The following is a 20788-nucleotide window of genomic DNA, read 5'->3' as shown; positions in this document are numbered from 1 at the left end:
GGTGTCGCCGGCGGGCGGCGATGCGACGGGGCCCGCGACGGCGTGGTCGCGGGCCCCGGGCGTGCCGCTGTCCTACAGGTACTGACCGGTGTTGCTGGCGGTCTCGATCGACCGGCCGGCCTCGGCGCCCTTGCCGCCGGAGACGAGCGTGCGGATGTAGACGATCCGCTCGCCCTTCTTGCCGGAGATGCGGGCCCAGTCGTCGGGGTTGGTGGTGTTGGGCAGGTCCTCGTTCTCGCGGAACTCGTCGACGCAGGCGTCGAGCAGGTGCTGCAGGCGCAGCCCCTTGCGCCCGGAGGTGAGGAACTCCTTGATGGCCATCTTCTTGCCCCGGTCAACGATGTTCTGGATCATCGCGCCGGAGTTGAAGTCCTTGAAGTAGAGGACTTCCTTGTCGCCGTTGGCGTAGGTGACCTCGAGGAAGCGGTTCTCCTCGGTCTCGGAGTACATCCGCAGCACCACGGCGTCGATCATGGCGGCGACGGTGGCGTTGGGGTCGCCGCCGTGTTCGGCCAGGTCGTCGGCGTGCAGTGGCAGGCCCGACAGGATGTACTTGGAGAAGATGTCCTTGGCCGCCTCGGCGTCCGGCCGCTCGATCTTGATCTTCACATCGAGCCGGCCCGGGCGCAGGATGGCCGGGTCGATCATGTCCTCCCGGTTGGAGGCGCCGATGACGATGACGTTCTCCAGCCCCTCCACGCCGTCGATCTCGCTGAGCAGCTGCGGGACGATCGTGTTCTCCACGTCCGAGGAGACGCCGGAGCCGCGGGTGCGGAACACCGAGTCCATCTCGTCGAAGAACACGATGACCGGGGTGCCCTCGCCGGCCTTCTCCCGGGCCCGCTGGAAGATCAGCCGGATGTGCCGCTCGGTCTCGCCGACGTACTTGTTGAGCAGCTCCGGGCCCTTGATGTTGAGGAAGAAGCTGGTGTGCTTCTCCTCGCCCCGCTTCTCGGCGATCTTCTTGGCCAGGGAGTTGGCCACCGCCTTGGCGATCAGGGTCTTGCCGCAGCCGGGCGGCCCGTAGAGCAGGATGCCCTTGGGCGGGCGGAGCTGGTGCTCCCGGAACAGGTCGGCGTGCAGGAAGGGCAGTTCCACCGCGTCGCGGATCTGCTCGATCTGCGCGTGGAGGCCGCCGATGTCGGTGTAGTCGACGTCGGGCACCTCCTCCAGGACCAGCTCCTCGACCTCGCTCTTGGGAATCCGCTCGTACGCGTACGCCGAGCGGGGCTCGATCATGAGCGAGTCGCCGGCCCTGATCGGCGAGCCGATCAGGGAGTCGGCGAGGTGCACGATCCGCTCCTCGTCGGAGTGGGACACCACCAGCGCCCGGTCACCCGGGGCGCCGCCGGGGCCGGCGAGCACCTCCTTGAGCATGACCACCTCGCCGACCCGCTCGTAGCCGAACGCGTCGACGATGTTGAGCGCGTCGTTGAGCAGGACCTCCTGGCCGCGCTTCAACTCCGTCGCGTCGAGCGAGGGCGAGACGGCCACCCGCAGCTTGCGACCGCCGGTGAAGATGTCCACCGTGCCGTCGTCGTGCCGCGCCAGGAAGACACCGTAGCCGCTCGGCGGCTGTGCAAGGCGGTCGATCTCCTCCTTGAGCGTCACGATCTGCGCCCGCGCCTCCTTGAGGGTGCTCACGAGCCGTTCGTTGTTCTCGGTCAGCCGCGCCAACTGGGCCTGGGTGGCCGCCAGCCGCTCCTCGAGCTGCCGGACGTGTCTGGGGCTTTCGGTCAACTTGCGCCGCACCAGAGCGAGTTCCTCTTGAAGGAACGCGACCTGCGTGGAGAGATCGTGGGCCTCCTTCTCCCACCGTGCGGCGCGCGAGTCCGCGTCGTCGCTGCGTGCCACGTCCCACCTCCCCGGGGGGCTTGAACGTTCTGCCCTAACACTAGCCGCTGTGAGGCCGATTCGGCCCCACGCAACGCCCTCATCACCGAACCTTGATCGCCGCGGGTGGCCGGAGGGGCTGGTCCGGGCGTTCGGGTACCGTCAGGGCGTGGGACGGGAGAACATGGGGGGTGCGCCGGTGGCCGAGGTCGCGACGGACGAGCTCCAGGTCTGGGTGGATCAGGACCTGTGCACGGGCGACGGGCTGTGCGTGCAGTACGCGCCGGAGGTCTTCGAGTTCGACGTCGACGGTCTGGCCTACGTCAAGGGTGCCGACGGCGAGCTGCGGTTGACCCCCGGCAGCCGGGTGGACGTGCCCGAGCACCTGCGCCTCGAGGTGATCGACTCGGCGAGGGAGTGCCCGGGCGAGTGCATCCACGTGGTGCGCGCCGGCGACGGCGTCGAGGTGGCCGGCCCGGACGCCGAGGACTGATCCGCCCGGGCGAGGAGGCACGCGCCCCTCACCCCCGCCGCCGCCCGACGGCGGGGTGAGCCGTTCAGAGCACCGGACGGCCGACCACCGAGGCGACCAGCCGGGCGAACTCCTCCAGTCGGGCGATCTGCCCGGCCCCGCCGTCGTCGAGGGTCTTGCCGAAGCGCAGCGCGTCGTGTCGGGGCGCGCCGACGACCTCGTCGCCCGGCGGCGCCTCGTCCAGCGAGGTGAGCAGCAGGTACACGTCGATGCTGTCGACGCGGACCGCGCCGCTGTCGGCCCTGGTGAGCCGCCGCCGGCAGCCCACCTCCGTGACGGTGGAGACCGGCACCACCCGCAGCGACGACGTCATCGACCCGGGCGGGCCCTCCCCCGGCGGCACGTCCTCGCCGTGCCAGAGGACGAGGCGGCTGCCGTCGCAGACCACCACCTCCTGCCACACCCCGTTGACCTCGTTGACGAAGCGTTCCAGGGTGAAGCCCAGCACGGACGCGCCGCGCAGCACCCCGCCGAGGGCCTCCAGCGCGATGTCCGGGTCCCGCAGGTACGCCCGCGCCGCCGACTCCAGGTCCTGGTACGGCGACCAGTCGGGAAACACCGCCGGCACGTCCTGACCGCCGTAGCCCGGCTGACTCATGCCGGCACCTCGCTGCGCTCGCTCATGCCGCCTCCCCGGCTCCCGACTGCGGGGCTAGCAACCCCACTCACTCCTCACGCTCACCGCGACATCTTGGTTCGCGCTGCGGGGCCCGCAGAACCCGCTCACCCCCCGCGCTCACGGCGCCACCGGGGGCTCGGCCTCGCCGGCCGGCGCCGCGACCGCCTGCCGGGCCGTCTCGGCCTCCCGCAACGCCTGCCGCCGCTGCGCGTACGCCTCGGCGCCCTTGCTCGGCTTGCGCCGCCGCGGCGGGGCGGTGACGCCGGGGGCGAGCTTGCGGGCGGAGACGAGGAACGCGGTGTGCGCGATCATCCGGTGGTCGGGGCGCACCGCCAGGCCCTCGGCGTGCCAGTCGCGCACCAGCGACTCCCAGGCCCGCGGCTCGGTCCAGCCGCCGCGCTCGCGCAGCGCCTCCACCAGCTCGGACAGTTGCGGGGTGGTGGCGACGTACCCGATGAGCACCCCGCCGGGCAGCAGCGCCCGCTCGACCATGTCGAGCATCTCCCACGGGGTGAGCATGTCCAGGATGATCCGGTCGAAGCCGGTCTCGCGGCACTCGGCGACGTCGCCGACGTGCAGCCGCCACGCCGGGTGGGGCCCGTTGAAGAACGCCTCGACGTTGCGCCGGGCGATGTGGGCGAAGTCCTCGCGCAACTCGTACGAGTGCAGCTCGCCCGTGGTGCCGACGGCCCGCAGCAGGGAGCAGCTCAGCGCGCCGGAGCCGGCGCCGGCCTCCAGCACCTTCGCGCCGGGGAAGATGTCGCCCATTGCCACGATCTGCGCCGAGTCCTTCGGGTAGATCACCTGGGCGCCGCGAGGCATGGACAGCACGTAGTCCGCCAGCAGCGGGCGCAGCGCGAGGAAGGCCGTCCCGCCGCCGGAGGTGGTGACCACGCTGCCGTCGGGCTGCCCGATCAGCGCGTCGTGCTCCAGGATGCCGCGGTGGGTGTGGAACGCCTTGCCCGGCTCCAGGGTGATCGTGTGCATCCTCCCCTTCGGGTCGGTCAACTGCACGCGGTCGCCGGGGCGGAACGGGCCCCGGTGAACGGGCGGCGGCGCCGGGGTGTCGGCGTACGCCGGGGTGCCGGGGTCGGCCGGGAGGGCGGGGGGATGTGCGGTCACGTGTTCGTCTTCCGTCCGGGTTCCAGGAGCTGCGCCAGGTCCGCGATGTGCAGAACGCCGACGACATCTTCGCCTGCCGTCACGACGTACTGTGCGCCCGGGTGGGTCTGCACCGTCTCCATCACCCGCTCGCCGTCGAGGCCGACCGGGAGGGTGGGCAGGCCGGCCAGGGAGCGGGCCACCGCGTCGACCGCGATCCAGGGCCGGCGCGCCGGGGGTACGGCGTCGGCGGCGACCGGGTCGACCAGGGCGACCGGCCGCCCGGAGCCGTCGATGACGGTCAGGGCCGCGTCCGGTCGCCCGCTCTCGGCGCGGCGGCGCTGCGCCTCGGCCAGCGGCGTGCCGGTGGGCACCGGCAGCACCGGGCGGGCCAGCCGCGCCAGGTCGATCAGCGGGAACCGGCGGCTGATCCGGGCGAACCGGATGGACTGCCCGGCGCCGCGCCACAGGGTCACCGCGACCAGCAGCATCAGCGGCAGCGCCAGCGGCGCCAGCACCCGCTCGACGGTGAGGACGACGACCCCGGCGGCGGTGCCGAGCGCGACGGCCCGGCCGACCCAGCCGGCCACCTCGGTGCCGGTGTGCCGGTCCCGGGTGAACGCCCACACGGCGGCGCGCAGCGCCCGGCCGCCGTCCAGCGGCAGCCCGGGCAGGATGTTGAACACCGCGACGATGACGTTGCTCGCCGCGAGCTGGAAGGCCAACTGGTCGGCCACGGTGCGGTCGGGCAGGGCGAGGGTGGCGGCGACCGCGACCGCGCCGAGCGCCGCGGACACCGCCGGCCCGGCCAGCGACACCAGCAGGTCCACCCGGGGGGTGGGAGCGTCGCGGTCCATCTCCGTGTACCCGCCGAGCAGTTCCAGGGTGATCCCGCGCACACCGATGCCGTACCGGCGGGCGGTCAGCGCGTGGCCGAGCTCGTGCAGCAGCACGGAGCCGAGCAGCGAGACGACGAACCCGAGGCCGATCAGGTAGCCGCCGAGCTGGGACAGCTCGAGCTGGCGGCGGGCGAACTCGGCGTACAGGACCGTGACCAGCAGGGTCAGCAGCAGCGTGGAGACGTCCAGCCGCAGCGGCACCCCGAAGACCCGGCCGACGGTGAGGCCGAGGCGCCGCTGCGGTCGGCGGGACGGCCGGGTGGTCTGCTGCTCCATCGTCCCGATGCTACGGACCGGCCGGTGGCGGCCACCGGTCGGAGCGGCGGGTCGGCCGGTGTCGGACCGGTGGCCTAACCTTCCGGGCATGACGGCGGAACCGGCGATCGACCAGCAGCAGGCGCGGGCCACGGCGGAGGCGCCGGCGACGGTCCGGGCGTCGCTGTCGCCGTCGCGGGCGGCGGACTTCAAGACCTGCCCGCTGCTCTACCGGTTCCGCAGCATCGACCGGCTGCCGGAGCGGCCCAGCGTGGAGCAGGCCCGGGGCACGCTCGTGCACGCCGTGCTGGAGCGGCTGTTCGACCTGCCGGCCGCCGCCCGCACGCAGGAGGCGGCCGGCGACCTGGTCGCCCCGCAGTGGGACCGGCTGGTCGCCGAGCAGCCGGAGCTGGCCGCCCTGTTCGACGCCGCCGACGTCGCGGGCACGGCCGAGTTCCTGCGTTCGGCGGCCGGGCTGCTGCGCGGCTACTTCGCGGTGGAGGATCCGCGCCGGCTGGAGCCGGCGGAGCGGGAGGCGCTGATCTCCGCCGTGGTCGACGACGAGCTGTTGATCCGCGGCTACCTGGACCGCCTCGACGTCGCCCCGGACGGCGCGCTGCGGGTGGTCGACTACAAGACCGGCGGCGCGCCCCGGGAGGCGTTCGAGGCCCGCGCGTTGTTCCAGCTGAAGTTCTACGCGCTGGTGCTGTGGCGCACCCGCGGGGTGGTGCCCCGGGTGCTGCGGCTGCTCTACCTCAAGGACGCCGAGGTGTGCGACTACACCCCGGACGCCGAGGAGCTGCTGCGGTTCGAGCGCACGGTGGTGGCGCTGTGGCAGGCGATCGAGGCGGCCACGCAACGGCAGGACTTCCGGCCCCGCCCGAGCCGGCTCTGCGACTGGTGCAGCCATCGGGCGTTGTGCCCCAGCTTCGGGGGCACTCCGCCGCCGTTCCCCGCCGACGCGGGCGCGGCCGACCCGTTGGTCGACGCCCGGTCACGGCCTGCGGTCCCGGGCGCGGACGAATGAGTTCCCTGCCTGTGCAGGAGACGGGGTTCACCGCCGGCTCCGGTGATCCGGCCCCGCCGACGGCTACCGTTGCCCGATGAGCGGAGGGTCCAGTAAGTTGCCGCGTCACGACCAACCTGACCGGGGCGGGCGCGACGGGGGCAGGCGATGACCGGGGGCGTGGGCCCGGCGCGGCCGGTGCGGATCCTGCTCGCCGACGACCAGCCGCTGCTGCGCACCGGCTTCCGGATGGTGCTGGGTTCCGAGGACGACCTGGACATCGTCGCCGAGGCCGGGGACGGGCTGGAGGCGGTGGAGCTGTCCCGCCGGCTGCTGCCCGACGTGGTGCTGATGGACATCCGCATGCCTCGGATGGACGGGGTGGCGGCGACCCGGGCCATCGTCGACGCCCGGCTGCCGGTGCGGGTGCTGATCCTGACCACCTTCGACCTGGACGAGTACGTGGTGGGCGCGCTGCGCGCCGGGGCCAGCGGCTTCCTGGCCAAGGACGTGCCGGCCGAGGACCTGATCACCGCGATCCGCACGGTCGCCGCCGGCGAGGCGGTGGTCGCCCCGCGGATCCTCAAGCGGCTGCTGGACCGCTTCGCCGACGTGCTGCCCGACCCGGCGGCCACCCCGCCGAAGGCGCTCGGCGCGCTCACCGAGCGCGAGCGGGAGGTCCTCGTCCAGGTGGCCCGGGGGCTGTCCAACGCCGAGATCGCCCAGGCGCTGTCGGTCAGCGAGACCACCATCAAGACCCACGTCGGGCACGTGCTGACGAAGCTGGGGCTGCGCGACCGGGTGCAGGCCGTCGTGCTGGCGTACGAGTCGGGCCTGGTACGTCCGCGGGCGTAGCCGGCGCGGCCGCGGCTGCCGCGCCGCGCGTACCACCGGGGTCGCCGGCGGGACGACGCCCGCATTGCCTTCGTCACCTACCGTGACCAGAGACGGTCGGGCGTGGTGTGACCCTGACGTGGCGTCACGCCCTACCGTCCACCGCGGCGGCGGCGCCGCCGTCGCGGGCGGTAGCAGTCGGGGACAACCCTGAGCCGGCATCGGGGCCCACCCGCAGCGGGAAATCCGCCCCCACTCCGCCCGGAGTCGGACGGATCGCACCCGCGCGGCACCGAGGATGAGGACATGGCGCACCGGACCAGCGGGGGCCGGTGCGCGCGACCAGCCAGACACGGAAGAGGTAGATGACTTGACGGCGACGGTAGGCCGGCAGGCGCAGGCCGCGGCCCGGGCCAGCGACGTGTGGAAGGTGTACGGCAGCGGCGAGGCCCAGGTCGTCGCGCTGCGGGGGGTGACCGCCGAGTTCGAGCGGGGACGGTTCACCGCGATCATGGGCCCGTCCGGGTCGGGCAAGTCGACCCTGATGCACTGCCTGGCCGGGCTGGACGCGGTCACCCGGGGCACGGTGTCGATCGGCGACACCACCGTGACGGGGCTGGGCGACTCGGGGCTGACGAAGCTGCGCCGGGACAAGGTCGGCTTCATCTTCCAGCAGTTCAACCTGCTGCCCACGCTCACGGCGAAGGAGAACATCCTGCTGCCGATGTCGATCGCCGGGCGTAGGCCGGACCCGGCCTGGTACGACACGGTGATCGACACGGTCGGGCTGCGGGACCGGCTGGACCACCGCCCGGCGCAACTGTCCGGCGGCCAGCAGCAGCGGGTGGCCTGCGCCCGGGCGCTCGTCGCCCGCCCCGAGGTGATCTTCGCCGACGAGCCGACCGGCAACCTCGACTCCCGCTCGGGGGCCGAGGTGCTGAACTTCCTGCGCAACTCGGTGCGCGAGCACGGCCAGACCATCGTCATGGTCACCCACGACCCGACCGCCGCCGCGTACGCCGACCGGGTGGTCTTCCTCGCCGACGGGCAGATCGTCTCCGAGCTGATCGAGCCGACCGCCGACACGGTGCTGGACACGATGAAGAAGCTCGACACCCCCACCGAGGTGGGTAACTGATGTTCCGGGCGACCCTCAAGAGCCTGCTGGCGCGCAAGGTGCGCCTGATCCTCTCCGGCCTGGCCGTGGTGCTCGGCGTCATGTTCGTCTCCGGCGCGTTCGTGCTCACCGACACCCTCGGCCGCTCCTTCGACGCGATCTTCGCCGAAGGAACGTCCGAGATCGACGTCAACGTCGCGGCGAAGCCGAAGGTGGCGGTCAGCGAACTGGAGGGCGAGCAGGTCGCGAACCCGCTGCCGGCGGCCACCGTCGGCCGGGTGCGGCAGGTGCCCGGGGTGGCCGACGCGGTGGGCGTCGTGGTCGCCGACGGCGCCCGGCTGATCGGCAGCAACGGCAAGGCGGTCACCTCGTTCGGGCCGCCACAGCTGGGCGAGAACTGGACCGGCGAGAGTGACCTGCTGCGGCTGCGCGAGGGCCGCGCCCCGCAGGCCGACGACGAGATCGTCGTCAACAGGGCCCTCGCGGACGCCGCCCGGGTGAAGGTGGGCGAGCGGGTCGGGGTGCTCACCGCGTTCGAGTCGAAGCGGCGGGACTTCACCCTGGTCGGGGTCTTCGGCTACAGCGGCGACCGGGACTCCATCGGCGGGGTGAACGAGGTCATGTTCACCACCCCGACGGCCCAGCGGCTGATGCTCGGCAAGCCCGACGTGTTCAGCAGCGTCACCGTCACCGCCGCCGACGGGGTGACCCCGGAGCGGCTGCGCGACGACGTGGCCGCCGTCCTCGGCGCGGACTTCGAGGTGAAGACCGGCGAGCAGGTCGCCGCCGACCAGGCCGCCGGCCTGAAGGAGGGGCTGACGTTCTTCAACCGGATCCTGCTCGGCTTCGCCGCCGTGGCACTGCTGGTGGGCACCTTCCTGATCCTCAACACCTTCTCCATCATCGTGGCGCAGCGCACCCGGGAACTGGCGCTGATGCGCGCCATCGGCGCCAGCGGCCGGCAGATCATCGGCTCGGTGGTGCTGGAGGCCATCGCGGTGGGCCTGATCGCCTCGGTGCTCGGCCTGGCCGCCGGCGTCGGCGTCGGCGCGCTGCTGGCGTGGCTGTTCGGCCGGCTCGCCGGCGGGCTTCCCCTGGCCGGGCTGGGCGTGCCGCCGGCCGCGGTGATCGGCGCGTTCGCGGTCGGCCTGGTGATCACCGTGGTGGCGGCGCTGCTGCCGGCGCTGCGGGCGTCCCGGATCCCGCCGATCGCGGCGATGCAGGACGTGGCCACCCCGGACCGGCCGCTGACCAAGGTCACCGTCGCCGGTTCACTGGTCACCACCGTCGGGGCCGTGCTGCTCTTCCTCGGCCTCAGCGACAACGCCGGCGACAACGTCCTGCCCACCATCCTCGCCGGCGTCCTGTTCACCTTCATCGGCGTGGCCCTGCTCACCCCGCTGATCAGCCGGCCGGTGGTGAGCCTGCTCGGCGCGATCTTCGCCTGGTCGGTGCCGGGCAAACTCGGCCGGCTGAACTCGGGCCGCAACCCGCGCCGCACCGCGATCACCGCCGCCGCCCTGATGGTCGGCATCGCGCTGGTCACCGGCGTGACAGTGATCCTGGACTCGGCCAAGGGCAGCATCGGCAAGTACTCCGAGGACAACATCCAGGCGGAGCTGGTGATCTCCGGGGCGCAGAGCGGGCCGCGCCCGGCGAGCTTCGACCCAGCGGTGCTCCAGCGGGCCGCGGCCATCCCCGGCGTGCGGATGGTCGACGGCGAGTACGGCGACATGGTGAAGGTGGACGGCAAGACCACCTACGCGAGCGCGCACAGCGACCCGGCCGCACTGCGGCGGATCCTCGGCGCCGAGGCGACCGCCGGCGTCGTCGACCGGCTGGCGCCGGGGCAGCTACTGGTCAGCTCGGACGCCGCCGCGTCCCGCAACCTGTCGGTCGGCTCCACCGTGACCGTGCAGGCGCAGCGGGGTGAACCGCGCACCTACACCGTCACCGGCATCTACGCCAGCTCGTCGCTCACCAGCCCGGTGACGCTTCCGGCCGACGCGGCGAAGGAGTTCCTCGTCCCGCAGCCGATCCGGGGATTCGTCCAGCTAACCCCCGGCGCGCCGGTCGTCACCGTGCAGCCGCAGGTCGAGGCGCTGCTCGCCGATTCCCCCGAGGTGTCCGTCGCCGACCGGAACGCGTTCATCGAGCAGCAGACCAGCCAGCTCGACTCGCTGCTCACCATGATCCAGATCCTGCTGGCGCTGGCGATCGTGATCGCGGTCCTCGGCATCGTCAACACCCTGGCCCTGTCGGTGCTGGAGCGGACCCGGGAGCTGGGCCTGCTGCGGGCGATCGGGCTGCGCCGCGCGCAGACCATGCGGATGATCACCGTGGAGGCGGTGGTGATCTCGGTCTTCGGCGCGTTGCTCGGCGTCGCGGTCGGCACCGGCCTCGGCGCGGCCGTGGTGGAGGCGCTCAAGGACGAGGGGATCACCGACCTGGTGCTGCCCTGGTCCCAGATGGGGACCGTCCTCGGGCTGGCCGCGCTGGTCGGGGTCGTCGCCGCGGTGCTGCCGGCGATCCGCGCGGCCCGGATCAACGTCCTGGGCGCGATCGCCCACGACTGATCAAGCACGGAGTCCTTCACCCGAGATGCTGGGAAGGCCCCCTGTCAACGCCCACGGCGTGGCAGGGGGCCCTCTTGGCACCCGGGGCAGGCTGGCCCGTCAGGCCGGCGGCTCGCCGAGCAGCGCGCAGAGCAGCTCCACGTCCGCGCCGGTCAGGCTCTCCAGCTGGCGTACGCCGTCGGCCGGCGCGATCGGCACCTCCGCCGGCACCGCCAGCACCGCCGCGCCGGCGGCGAGCGCGCTGGCCACCCCCGCCGGGGAGTCCTCGATCGCCACGCAGCGGGCGATCGGCACGTCCAGCAGCCGGGCGGCCGTCAGGTACGGCTCGGGGTGCGGCTTGGCCTCGTCGACCTCGTCGCCGCAGACCACCGCGTCGAAGCTGTCCCGCCCGAGGGTGTCCAGGGCGACCTCGACCAGCGGCCGGACGCTGGAGGTGACCAGGGCGGTCGGGATGCCGGCCGCGCGGACCGCCCGCAGCAGGGCCAGCGCGCCGGGCCGCCAGCGCAGCCCGGTACGGAACAGTCCCAGGATCCGCTCGTGGATCCAGTCGGCGCTGGCCTGCGGGTCCCGGTGCGGCTGGCCCAGGTCGTCGTGCAGCAGCCGCATCGAGTCGGCCATGCTGGTGCCGACCATCGCCCTGCGGGCGGCGTCGGAGAGGTTGCCCCCGTACACCGCCGCGAGCTCCTGCAACGCGACGTCCCACAGCTTCTCACTGTCGACCAGGGTGCCGTCCATGTCGAAGAGCACGGCGGCGGGGCGGTGGCTGCTCAGGGGTCCCTCCTCCGGTGGGCGCACCGGTTGATCCTCCCAGCCGGCCGCGGCCCGCCGTCAGCCGTACCCGGCGAGGGTGACCTGCGGCATCATCCACCGCCGCGGAGGTGCTTCCCGGCCACCGGCTCAGTCCAGGCCGCGCAGGATGTGCGGCTCGCCGTCGTCCTCGCCGAAGCAGCGGTGCAACTCCTGCGCCCGCACCCACAGCTCGAGGCTGCTCGGCGGTTCCGCGACAGCGGAGTCGGCCGGTACGCCGACGATGGTGGCCGTGGCCGGGGCAACCCTGACTGGCACGTTGTCGGCCATCGTCGTTCCTTCCATCTCTCACCTCGTCCGCGTCGGGACGTCCCGACGCCCGTGTCCTCCCGGGCTGACCCGGCGTGGCCCACACCCCCGCGTTTACCCCCGGCCGGCCTCTCGACACCGCGGGCGGCGGCGCGGGCGGGTTCAGCCGAGGCCGCAGGCCGACAGGCCCGACTCGTACCCCCGGAAGAAGAAGTCGGTGCGCTGCTCGGCGGTGCCGTGCGCGCCCTCGGCGAACCACGGCTGGTCGGGGTCGTCGCCGACGGCGAGCAGCCCCTCCCGGAACTCGTCGAGGTCGCCCTCTGCCAACTCCAACTGCCGGGCCTGGACCGAGCCGCCGAGGTACGCCCCGGCCATGCAGTCGGCCTGCAACTCCTGCTGGATGGTGAAGTCGTAGCGGACGCCGAGGCGCACCTGCACACCGTGGGCGTACTCGTGCCCGAGCAGGTAGTACAGGAACGCGTCGCCGACCTGCCGGAACGCCGCCACCGACCATCTGACGTCGTACGCGATGAAGTCGCCGGCCGAGCAGTAGACCGCGTTGTTGCGCGGCACCGGCTGCCCGCCGCAGGAGACCTCGCCCTCCCGCTGGTACGGGATGACCTGTCGGATCGGCTCGAACCGCCGGCCCGAGGCCCGGAACTGTTCGGCCCAGTACAGCTCCGCCTTGTCCACCGCGACCTCGAAGTCCTTGGCGAACTCGGCGACGCTGGTGGTGCCGTCTGCGCGATCGTCCTCGGCGCCGGACGGAGCGCTCGCCCGGGGCTGCTCGGGGCGGGGCCGCCCCGGCTCGTCCTGCTCCGGCCCGCCGACCGCGCAGCCGCCGGCGAGCACCAGCGCGGCCAGCAGACCGGCCAGGGTGGCCGCCGGCCGACGTTGCGAGCGTGCGGTCACAGTCCCCTCCGCGGATCGTCCGTGCCGGACCGGGTACCCCGGCCTGCCGTCGATCATGCCCGTCTGCGGCCTTTCGGGCGAGTATCCGATTGGCCCTACCCGTCGGCCCGGCCCGCGCCTGTCCGCCGCCGGCCCGGCCCGCCCACCGCCCGGCCCGGACCTGCCCCTCGGCCCGGCCCGGACCTGCCCACCGCCGGCCCGGACCTGCGCGCCCGCCGGCCTGGACCTGCCCGCCGCCCGGCCGGTCGACGGCCGGGAGGGGCTCACGGGCTCGCGGCGAGGAAGACGAACGCGGCCAGCAGCACCAGGTGCACGCCGCCCTGCAGCAGGGTGGCCCGGCCCGGCACCACGGTCAGCACACCGGCGACGACGGTCAGCGCCAGCAGGGCCATCTGGGTGCCGCCGAGCCCGAGCAGCAGCGGCCCGTCCAGCCACACCGACGCCAGGGCGATCGCCGGGATCGTCAGCCCGATGCTGGCCATCGCCGAGCCGAGGGCCAGGTTCAGGCTGATCTGCACCCGGTCCCGGCGGGCGGCGCGCGCCGCGGCCAGGGTCTCGGGCAGCAGCACGAGCAGGGCGATGACCACGCCGACGAACGCCTCCGGCAGGTTCGCGGCGGACACCCCGGCCTCGATCGCCGGGGACACCGCCTTCGCGTCGCCCACCACGGCGACCAACGCCACCAGCAGCAGCACCAGGCTGGCCAGGGCGGCCCTGGTCGACGGCGGGTCGGCGTGCCCGTCGCCGTCGGCGTCGACGACCGTCCCGTCGGCTCTGACGGGGAGGAAGTAGTCCCGATGCCGGCCGGTCTGCACCAGCACGAACAGCCCGTACAGGGCCAGGGAGGCGACGGCGGCGAAGGCGAGCTGGGCCGGGGAGAACTGCGGCCCGGGCCAGCGCCTGCGTCTTGTCCCCGCCGCTGATCATCAGGGTGACGATCAGGGCGACCTCGATCACCGTGACCGCGACGGCCAGCACCAGCGACCCGAACGGCTCACCCACCTTGTGGGCGACCACCTCCGCGTGGTGGACCGCCGCCAGCACCGCCCCCGCCAGGAACGCCGCCACGACCGCCACGAGCACCGGGGGCAGCTCCCGACCCCACGTCAGCGCCAACGCCCACCAGGCCAGCCGCCGTCACCCGGCGGCTGGCCTGCCGTCCCGCAAAAGGTGGGCGCAGGCCAGGATCACCTGGCGTTGAAGTAGTTCGCCTCCGGGTGGTGCACCACGATCGCATCCGTGGCCTGCTCCGGCACCAGCTGGAACTCCTCCGACAACTGCACCCCGATCCGCTCCGCGCCCAACAGCTCCACGATCTTCGCCCGGTCCTCCAGATCCGGGCAGGCCGGATAGCCGAACGCGAACCGGCAACCCCGGTAGTCCGTGCGCAGCAGACCCGCCAGGTCCGCCGGGTCGTCGTCGGCCACCGTACGGCCGCCCGGCAGCGTCAGCTCCGACCGGATCCGCCGGTGCCAGTACTCGGCCAGCGCCTCGGTGAGCTGCACGGACAGGCCGTGCACCTCCAGGTAGTCGCGGTACTCGTTGCCGGCGAACATCTTCGCCGTGTACTCGCTGATCGGCTGCCCGACCGTGACCAACTGCAACGCCACCACGTCCAGCGCGTCGCCCCGCGGCCGGAAGTAGTCCGCCAGGCACAGCCGCCGCTCCTGCCGCTGCCTCGGGAACGAGAACCGGGCCCGCTCGGCGCGCCCGCTCTCGTCCAGCACCACCAGGTCGTTGCCCTCCGAGTACGCCGGGAAGTACCCGTAGACCACCGCCGCCTCGAGGACCTTGTCGGCGGTCAGCCGGTCCAGCCAGTACCGCAGCCGCGGCCGCCCCTCCGTCTCCACCAGCTCCTCGTACGACGGGCCCTTTCCGCCCCGCGCCCCGCGCAGCCCCCACTGGCCCAGGAACGTCGCCCGCTCGTCCAGCAGCGCCGCGTACTCCGCCAGCGGCACACCCTTGACCACCCGGGTGCCGAAGAACGGCGGCGTCGGCACCTCCACGTCCACGGCCACGTCGGAGCGCACCGACGCGTCGTCCAACTCCGGAAGCGCCTCCCGGACCACCGCCCGCTGCCGCTCCCGGCGCTCCCGCCGCGCCGCCAGCGCCGCCTCCCGCTCCGCGTCCACCACCGGGGCCCCACCCCGCTTGGCCGTCATCACCCGGTCCATCAGGGCCAGCCCCTCGAACGCGTCCCGCGCGTAGTGCACCTGACCGGGGAACATCGCCCGCAGGTCGTCCTCCACGTACGCCCGGGTCAGCGCCGCCCCGCCCAGCAGCACCGGCCAGCGCTCCGCGACCCCCCGCGCGGCCATCTCGGCCAGGTTGTCCTTCATGATGACCGTGCTCTTCACCAGCAGCCCGGACATGCCGATGGCGTCGGCCCGGTGCTCCTCGGCCGCGTCGAGGATCGCGTTGATCGGCTGCTTGATGCCGATGTTGACGACCTCGTAGCCGTTGTTGGACAGGATGATGTCCACCAGGTTCTTGCCGATGTCGTGCACGTCGCCCTTCACCGTGGCGAGCACGATCCGGCCCTTGCCCCCGTCGTCGGCCTTCTCCATGTGCGGCTCCAGGTAGGCCACCGCCGACTTCATCACCTCGGCCGACTGCAACACGAACGGCAGCTGCATCTGCCCCGAGCCGAACAGCTCGCCGACCACCTTCATGCCGTCCAGCAGCAGGTCGTTGATGATCGACAGCGGGGACCGGCCGCCGGTCATCGCCGCGTCGAGGTCGACCTCCAGGCCCTTGCGCTCGCCGTCGACGATCCGCCGCTTGAGCCGCTCCTCCAGCGGCAGCGCCGCCAGCTCCTCCGCCCGCGACGCCCGCGCCGACGCCGCGTCCACCCCCTCGAAGATCTCGATGAACCGCTGCACCGGGTCGTACCCCTCGCGGCGCCGGTCGTAGACCAGGTCCAGGGCGGCCTCGCGCTGTGCCTCGGGAATCTTCGACATCGGCAGGATCTTGCTCGCGTGCACGATCGCCGAGGTCAGCCCCGCCTGCACGCACTCGTGCAGGAACACCGAGTTCAGCACCTGCCGCGCGGCCGGGTTGAGCCCGAACGACACGTTCGAGATGCCGAGGGTGAAGTTCACCCCCGGGTACCGGCGGGCGATCTCCCGGATCGCCTCGATCGTCTCGATGCCGTCGCGGCGGGTCTCCTCCTGCCCGGTGGCGATCGGGAAGGTCAGCGCGTCGATCAGGATGTCCTCCCGGCGCATCCCCCACCGGCCCGTCAGGTCCTCGATCAGCCGGGCCGCGACCCGCACCTTCCAGTCCTTCGTGCGGGCCTGCCCCTCCTCGTCGATGAGCAGCGCCACCACCGCCGCGCCGTGCTCCCGCACGACCGGCATCACCCGGGCGTAACGGGAGTCCGGGCCGTCGCCGTCCTCGAAGTTGACCGAGTTGACCACGCACCGCCCACCGAGCATCTCCAGCCCCGCCTCGATCACCGCGGGCTCCGTGGAGTCCAGCATGATCGGCAGCGTCGACGCGGTGGCGAACCGGCCGGCCAGCTCCCGCATGTCGACGGTGCCGTCCCGGCCGACGTAGTCGACGCACAGGTCCAGCAGGTGCGAGCCGTCCCGCGCCTGGCCGCGCGCCACGTCCACGCACGCCTGCCAGTCGGCGGCGAGCATGGCCTCCCGGAACGCCTTGGAGCCGTTGGCGTTGGTCCGCTCCCCCACCATCAGCACGCTGGCGTCCTGCGCGAACGGGACGTGGTGGTAGATCGAGGAGAGCCCGGCCTCGGAGCGCGGCTCGCGGACGACCGGCGGCCGGCCCCGCAGGCGCTCCACGAGCACCCGGATGTGCTCCGGGGTGCTGCCGCAGCAGCCGCCCACCAGCGAGACGCCGTACTCGGTGACGAACCGGTCCAGCGCCTCGGCCATCTCCTCCGGGGTCAGCGGGAAGTACGCGCCGTCCGCGGTCAGCACGGGCAGCCCCGCGTTCGGCATCACGGACAACCGGATCCGGGAGTGCTGCGACAGGTGGCGCAGGTGCTCGCCCATCTCGGCCGGGCCCGTCGAGCAGTTCAGCCCGATCAGGTCGACCCCGAGCGGCTCGATCGCGGTCAGCGCCGCGCCGATCTCACTGCCCAGGAGCATGGTGCCGGTGGTCTCGACGGCGACGTGGCAGATGATCGGCACGTCCCGCCCCAGCTCGGCCATCGCCCGCCTCGACCCGACGACCGCCGCCTTGACCTGCAGCAGGTCCTGGCAGGTCTCGATGATCAGCGCGTCCGCCCCGCCCACCATCAGACCCGCGGCGTTCTCCAGGTACGCGTCCCGCAGCGACGCGTACGACGCGTGCCCGAGGGTGGGCAGCTTCGTGCCCGGACCCATCGAGCCGAGGACGTACCGGGGCTGCTCCGCGGTGGCGTACGCGTCCGCGGCCTCGCGGGCCAGCCGGGCCCCCGCCTCGGAGAGCTCCCGGATGCGCCCCGCGATGCCGTACTCGGCGAGGTTCGGCAGGTTCGCGCCGAACGTGTTCGTCTCCACGCAGTCCGCGCCCACGGCCAGGTACGCGTCGTGCACCCCGCGGACCACGTCCGGGCGGGTGACGTTGAGGACCTCGTTGCAGCCCTCGTGCCCGTCGAAGTCGTCCAGGGTCAGGTCGGCCGCCTGGAGCATCGTCCCCATCGCGCCGTCGGCGACGAGAACCCGGTCTGACAGCACATCCAGCAACGAAGTCCGCACGGATTCAGGGTAGTGCGCGAGTCCGCCCGACGGTCGGCCCCGGTTGGCCCTCCCACATTGTGCCGACCCGTGGGCGGCCGGTGCGTGGGCCGCACCGGCGCGGCCGACGGGCCGGGTGCGGCCGTGCCACGTAGGCTGGCGGACGTGAAGGACAACAGGGACGCCACCGTGCACGGCGGGCGGACCACCGGGCCGCAGCCCGGGGCCGCCCTCTACGAGCAGGGTGAGGTGACGGCATGACCGAGTTCGACGGACTGCCGGTGCTGCGGTCCCCCGTGGCCATCGCCGCGTTCGAGGGCTGGAACGACGCCGCGGACGCCTCGACCGCGGCGGTCGAGCACCTCGAGCAGGTCTGGCAGGCGCAGCCGGTGACGGAACTGGACCCGGAGGACTTCTACGACTTCCAGGTGAGCCGGCCCACGATCACGATGGCCGACGGCGAGACGCGGCGGGTCGAGTGGCCCACCACCCGGTTCATGGTGGCCAGCCCGGAGGGCACGGAGCGGGACGTCGTGCTGATCCGGGGCATCGAGCCGAGCATGCGCTGGCGTACCTTCTGCGAGCAGGTGCTGGAGATCTGCCACAGCCTGGAGGTCGAGCGGGTGGTGCTGCTCGGCGCCCTGCTCGCGGACGTGCCATACACCCGCCCGCTGCCGATCAGCGGCAGCGCCTCGGACGCCGACGCGGCGAAGCGGTACCAGCTCACCCCCACCCGGTACGACGGCCCGACGGGCATCGTCGGCGTGCTGCACGACGCCTGCACCCGCGCCGAGGTCGACGCCGTGTCGTTCTGGGTGCACGTGCCGCACTACGCCAACAACCCGCCCTGCCCCAAGGCCACCCTGGCGCTGCTGCACCGGGTGGAGGAGGTGCTGGACCTGCCGGTGCCGATGGCCGACCTGGCCGAGGAGGCCGCCGAGTGGGAACGGCGGGTACGCAGCGCCGCCGAGCAGGACGCCGAGCTGGGCGAGTACGTCCGCGAGCTGGAGGAACGCGTCGGCGACGCGGGCATCACCCCGCTGACCGGTGACGAGATCGCCCAGGAGTTCGAGAAGTACCTGCGCCGGCGGGGCGGTTCCGCCGGCCCCACCGCCGGCTCCTGGTAGCCGACTGCCCAGCGCCGTCGGCCGCCCAGCGTCGAGGGCCCCGGACGTCCGTCCGGGGCCCTTTTCGCGCGCCGGGGTGGCGCGGTCACGCCGTCTGGGGCATCCTAGGAACCTAGCTGTCACGCAGGAGGTCGGGCATGCAGATCAACCCGGGCGCGGCCGAGTTTCCCCACCGGCAGATCGCCGCGCAGCTCAAGGCACAGGTGCGCCGCGGCGACTGGGGGCCCGGCGAGCGGCTGCCGTCGATCCCCGCCATCGCCGAGATGTTCGGCGTGGCGAAGCAGACCGTGCAGCGCGCCGTCGACCAGTTGCGGGTCGAGGGCATCCTGATCACCAAGCCCGGCTCCGGTACGTACGTCCGGGGCACCCGGCGGCGGCTCAACCGCCTCTCGCGCGGCCGGTACGGCGGTTTCCGGGGCTACCACACCGACCTCGCCGCCCGGTACCGGCAGCAGCTCGTCTCCGTCGGACGGGCACCCGCCCCGCCCGAGGTGGCCGACGCGTTCGGCGTCGCCGACGGCACCGAACTGCTGTGCCGGCGGCACCTCGTACGCACCGAGGACTCCCCGGTCGAGGTCGGCGCCTCCTGGTTCCTCCCGGCGGACACCGCCGGCACCTCGCTGGAGCGGGCCGAGGCGTTCGGCCGGCCGCTGTACCAGGAGGCGGAGGAGGCCACCGGACGGCGGTACGTCACCGCGACCGACACCATCACCGCCCGCCAGCCCAGCCGGGAGGAGGCGGAGACGCTCCAGATCCGGCCCGACACCCCGGTGCTGCACCTGCTGCACGTCGCGTACGACGCCCACCGCAAGCCGATCGAGGTGGCCCAGGCCACCTGGCCCGGGCCGGTGACCACGCTCACCGAGGAGTACCGCGTCCCTGCCCCGGCGCCGGAGCCCGACCCCGACCCGGGCCTCGTCCTCGGCTGACCCGACCGGCCCCGGGCCTCGTCCTCGGCCGCTCCTCAGGTGCCCCGGGGCGACGTCAGAGGCGGATGCCGAGGAGGGCGTCGACGGTGTCGGTGACGAGGGCCGGGGCGGAGGAGTCGTCCCCGACGCCCGCGAGGGCCCGCTCGGCCCAGCCGTCGACGGCCGCGAGGGCGCCCGGGGTGTCGAGGTCGTCGGCGAGGCGGGCGCGTACCGCCGCCAGCAGCTCGGCCCCCGGCGGCCCGGCCGGGGCCGCGGCGGCCCGACGCCAGCGCGCCAGCCGCTCCTGCGCGGCGGTGAGCACGTCGTCGGTCCAGGTCCGGTCGGCGCGGTAGTGGCCGGCCATCAGGCCGAGCCGGACCGCCATCGGGTCCACCCGGTCGGCGCGCAGCCGGGAGACGAAGACCAGGTTCCCCCTGGACTTCGACATCTTCTCGCCGTTCAGGCCGATCATGCCCGCGTGCATGTAGTGGCTGGCGAAGGGCGCCCGCCCGGTGAGCCGCTCGGCGTGCGCGGCGGAGCACTCGTGGTGCGGGAAGATGAGGTCGTTCCCGCCGCCCTGCACGTCGATCGTCTCGCCGAGCAGGTTCAGCGCGATCACGGCGCACTCGATGTGCCAGCCCGGCCGGCCGGGGCCCAGGTCACCGCCGGGCCACGACGGCTCGCCCTCGCGGGCGCCCCGCCACAGCAGCGGGTCCAGCGGGTCGCGCTTGCCGGCGCGGTCCGGGTCGCCGCCGCGCTCCGGGAAGATCTCCAGCATCTCCTCCCGCGACATGTTCGACTCGTAGCCGAACGCCGGCGCGGCGCTGATGTCGAAGTACACGTCGCCGCTGCCGTCGTCGAGCCGGTACGCGGCGCCGTCCTTGAGCAGGACCAGGACCTTCTCGGCGATGTCCGGGATCGACTCCACCGCGCCGACGTAGTGATCCGGCGGGATGATCCGCAGCGCCTCCATGTCCTCGCGGAACAGCGCGGTCTCCCGCATCGCCAGGACCTTCCAGTCCTCGCCGTCGCGCTCGGCCCGCTCCAGCAGCGGGTCGTCGATGTCGGTGACGTTCTGCACGTACCGGACACCCAGGCCGGCGTCCCGCCACATCCGCTGCACGAGGTCGAAGCTGATCATGGTGGCGGCGTGGCCGAGGTGGGTCGCGTCGTACGGGGTGATGCCGCAGACGTAGATGGTGGCCGTGCCGTCGGGCGAACTGGGACGGACACCGCGCCGCGCCGAGTCGAACAACATCAGCGCGCCGCCCCTGCCGGGCAGCCGCGGCATCTCGTGCCCCAGCCAAGACTCCATGACCGCCAGCCTAACC

At 73.3% G+C, this 20788-nt stretch carries 16 protein-coding genes and 1 pseudogene; 7 read left to right on the top strand and 10 right to left on the bottom strand.

Annotated features, from left to right (window positions below; genetic code table 11):
* Nucleotides 1-72: 72 nt before the first annotated feature.
* Nucleotides 73-1854 (bottom strand): proteasome ATPase, encoded by a 1782-nt coding sequence (arc, locus tag ACGFIZ_RS18075; RefSeq protein WP_145776163.1) that lies wholly within the window; start codon nt 1852-1854, stop codon nt 73-75.
* A gap of 178 nt (nt 1855-2032) precedes the next feature.
* Between arc and ACGFIZ_RS18070 the strand changes: the two genes are divergently transcribed.
* Nucleotides 2033-2326 (top strand): ferredoxin, encoded by a 294-nt coding sequence (locus ACGFIZ_RS18070; protein ID WP_393420601.1) that lies wholly within the window; start codon nt 2033-2035, stop codon nt 2324-2326.
* A 64-nt stretch (nt 2327-2390) separates the two neighbouring features.
* Here ACGFIZ_RS18070 and ACGFIZ_RS18065 read toward each other — a convergent pair whose 3' ends face one another.
* The 3 genes from ACGFIZ_RS18065 to ACGFIZ_RS18055 form a co-directional block, all read right to left on the bottom strand.
* The gene (locus tag ACGFIZ_RS18065) at nt 2391-2963 is read right to left on the bottom strand and encodes a hypothetical protein (RefSeq protein ID WP_347670769.1); all 573 of its coding nucleotides are present in this window, start codon (nt 2961-2963) and stop codon (nt 2391-2393) included.
* Between the two features lie 138 nt (nt 2964-3101).
* Nucleotides 3102-4106 (bottom strand): tRNA (adenine-N1)-methyltransferase, encoded by a 1005-nt coding sequence (locus ACGFIZ_RS18060; protein ID WP_393420556.1) that lies wholly within the window; start codon nt 4104-4106, stop codon nt 3102-3104.
* Nucleotides 4103-5260: a M50 family metallopeptidase gene (locus ACGFIZ_RS18055; RefSeq protein ID WP_393420554.1), complete on the bottom strand. Its 1158-nt coding sequence runs from the start codon at nt 5258-5260 to the stop codon at nt 4103-4105. The genes ACGFIZ_RS18060 and ACGFIZ_RS18055 overlap by 4 nt, the downstream gene beginning before the upstream one ends.
* Nucleotides 5261-5348: 88 nt before the next feature.
* On the opposite strand from ACGFIZ_RS18055, the gene ACGFIZ_RS18050 reads away from it, so the two are divergent.
* The 4 genes from ACGFIZ_RS18050 to ACGFIZ_RS18035 all read left to right on the top strand — a co-directional run bounded on the left by ACGFIZ_RS18050 (nt 5349) and on the right by ACGFIZ_RS18035 (nt 10772).
* Entirely contained in the window at nt 5349-6266 is a 918-nt protein-coding gene (locus ACGFIZ_RS18050) for a RecB family exonuclease (protein ID WP_393420552.1), read from the top strand.
* A 147-nt stretch (nt 6267-6413) separates the two neighbouring features.
* Nucleotides 6414-7100 (top strand): response regulator, encoded by a 687-nt coding sequence (locus ACGFIZ_RS18045; RefSeq protein WP_393420550.1) that lies wholly within the window; start codon nt 6414-6416, stop codon nt 7098-7100.
* A gap of 349 nt (nt 7101-7449) precedes the next feature.
* Entirely contained in the window at nt 7450-8217 is a 768-nt protein-coding gene (locus ACGFIZ_RS18040; protein ID WP_393420548.1) for an ABC transporter ATP-binding protein, read from the top strand.
* Nucleotides 8217-10772 carry an ABC transporter permease gene (locus ACGFIZ_RS18035; RefSeq protein ID WP_393420546.1) on the top strand — a complete coding sequence of 852 codons (2556 nt, stop codon included), beginning with the start codon at nt 8217-8219 and terminating at the stop codon, nt 10770-10772. Before ACGFIZ_RS18040 ends, ACGFIZ_RS18035 begins: the two co-directional genes overlap by 1 nt.
* 99 nt (nt 10773-10871) lie before the next feature.
* On the opposite strand, the gene ACGFIZ_RS18030 is transcribed toward ACGFIZ_RS18035, so the two are convergent.
* The 5 genes and pseudogenes from ACGFIZ_RS18030 to metH all read right to left on the bottom strand — a co-directional run bounded on the left by ACGFIZ_RS18030 (nt 10872) and on the right by metH (nt 17443).
* Nucleotides 10872-11519: an HAD family hydrolase gene (locus ACGFIZ_RS18030; RefSeq protein ID WP_393420599.1), complete on the bottom strand. Its 648-nt coding sequence runs from the start codon at nt 11517-11519 to the stop codon at nt 10872-10874.
* A 150-nt stretch (nt 11520-11669) separates the two neighbouring features.
* Nucleotides 11670-11849 (bottom strand): hypothetical protein, encoded by a 180-nt coding sequence (locus tag ACGFIZ_RS18025; RefSeq protein WP_347670762.1) that lies wholly within the window; start codon nt 11847-11849, stop codon nt 11670-11672.
* Nucleotides 11850-11990: 141 nt separating this feature from the next.
* Nucleotides 11991-12740 carry a neutral zinc metallopeptidase gene (locus tag ACGFIZ_RS18020; RefSeq protein ID WP_393420544.1) on the bottom strand — a complete coding sequence of 250 codons (750 nt, stop codon included), beginning with the start codon at nt 12738-12740 and terminating at the stop codon, nt 11991-11993.
* A 263-nt stretch (nt 12741-13003) separates the two neighbouring features.
* Nucleotides 13004-13871, bottom strand: a pseudogene (locus ACGFIZ_RS18015) (calcium:proton antiporter).
* 56 nt (nt 13872-13927) lie between these two features.
* Nucleotides 13928-17443 (bottom strand): methionine synthase, encoded by a 3516-nt coding sequence (gene metH / locus ACGFIZ_RS18010; RefSeq protein WP_393420542.1) that lies wholly within the window; start codon nt 17441-17443, stop codon nt 13928-13930.
* 236 nt (nt 17444-17679) lie between these two features.
* Here metH and ACGFIZ_RS18005 point away from each other — a divergent pair, with 236 nt between their 5' ends.
* Nucleotides 17680-18549, top strand: a complete 870-nt coding sequence (locus tag ACGFIZ_RS18005; RefSeq protein WP_393420540.1) for a PAC2 family protein — start codon at nt 17680-17682, stop codon at nt 18547-18549.
* Between the two features lie 137 nt (nt 18550-18686).
* Nucleotides 18687-19478 carry a GntR family transcriptional regulator gene (locus ACGFIZ_RS18000; RefSeq protein WP_393420538.1) on the top strand — a complete coding sequence of 264 codons (792 nt, stop codon included), beginning with the start codon at nt 18687-18689 and terminating at the stop codon, nt 19476-19478.
* A 55-nt stretch (nt 19479-19533) separates the two neighbouring features.
* On the opposite strand, the gene mshC is transcribed toward ACGFIZ_RS18000, so the two are convergent.
* A complete protein-coding gene (gene mshC, locus ACGFIZ_RS17995) occupies nt 19534-20772 on the bottom strand; it encodes a cysteine--1-D-myo-inosityl 2-amino-2-deoxy-alpha-D-glucopyranoside ligase (protein ID WP_393420536.1) in 1239 nt (412 codons plus the stop codon).
* Between the last annotated feature and the right edge of the window lie 16 nt (nt 20773-20788).

Source organism: Micromonospora sp. NPDC048830, from assembly GCF_043198215.1.
Classification (GTDB): domain Bacteria; phylum Actinomycetota; class Actinomycetes; order Mycobacteriales; family Micromonosporaceae; genus Micromonospora.
This window is presented reverse-complemented; position numbering and strand designations above follow the sequence as displayed.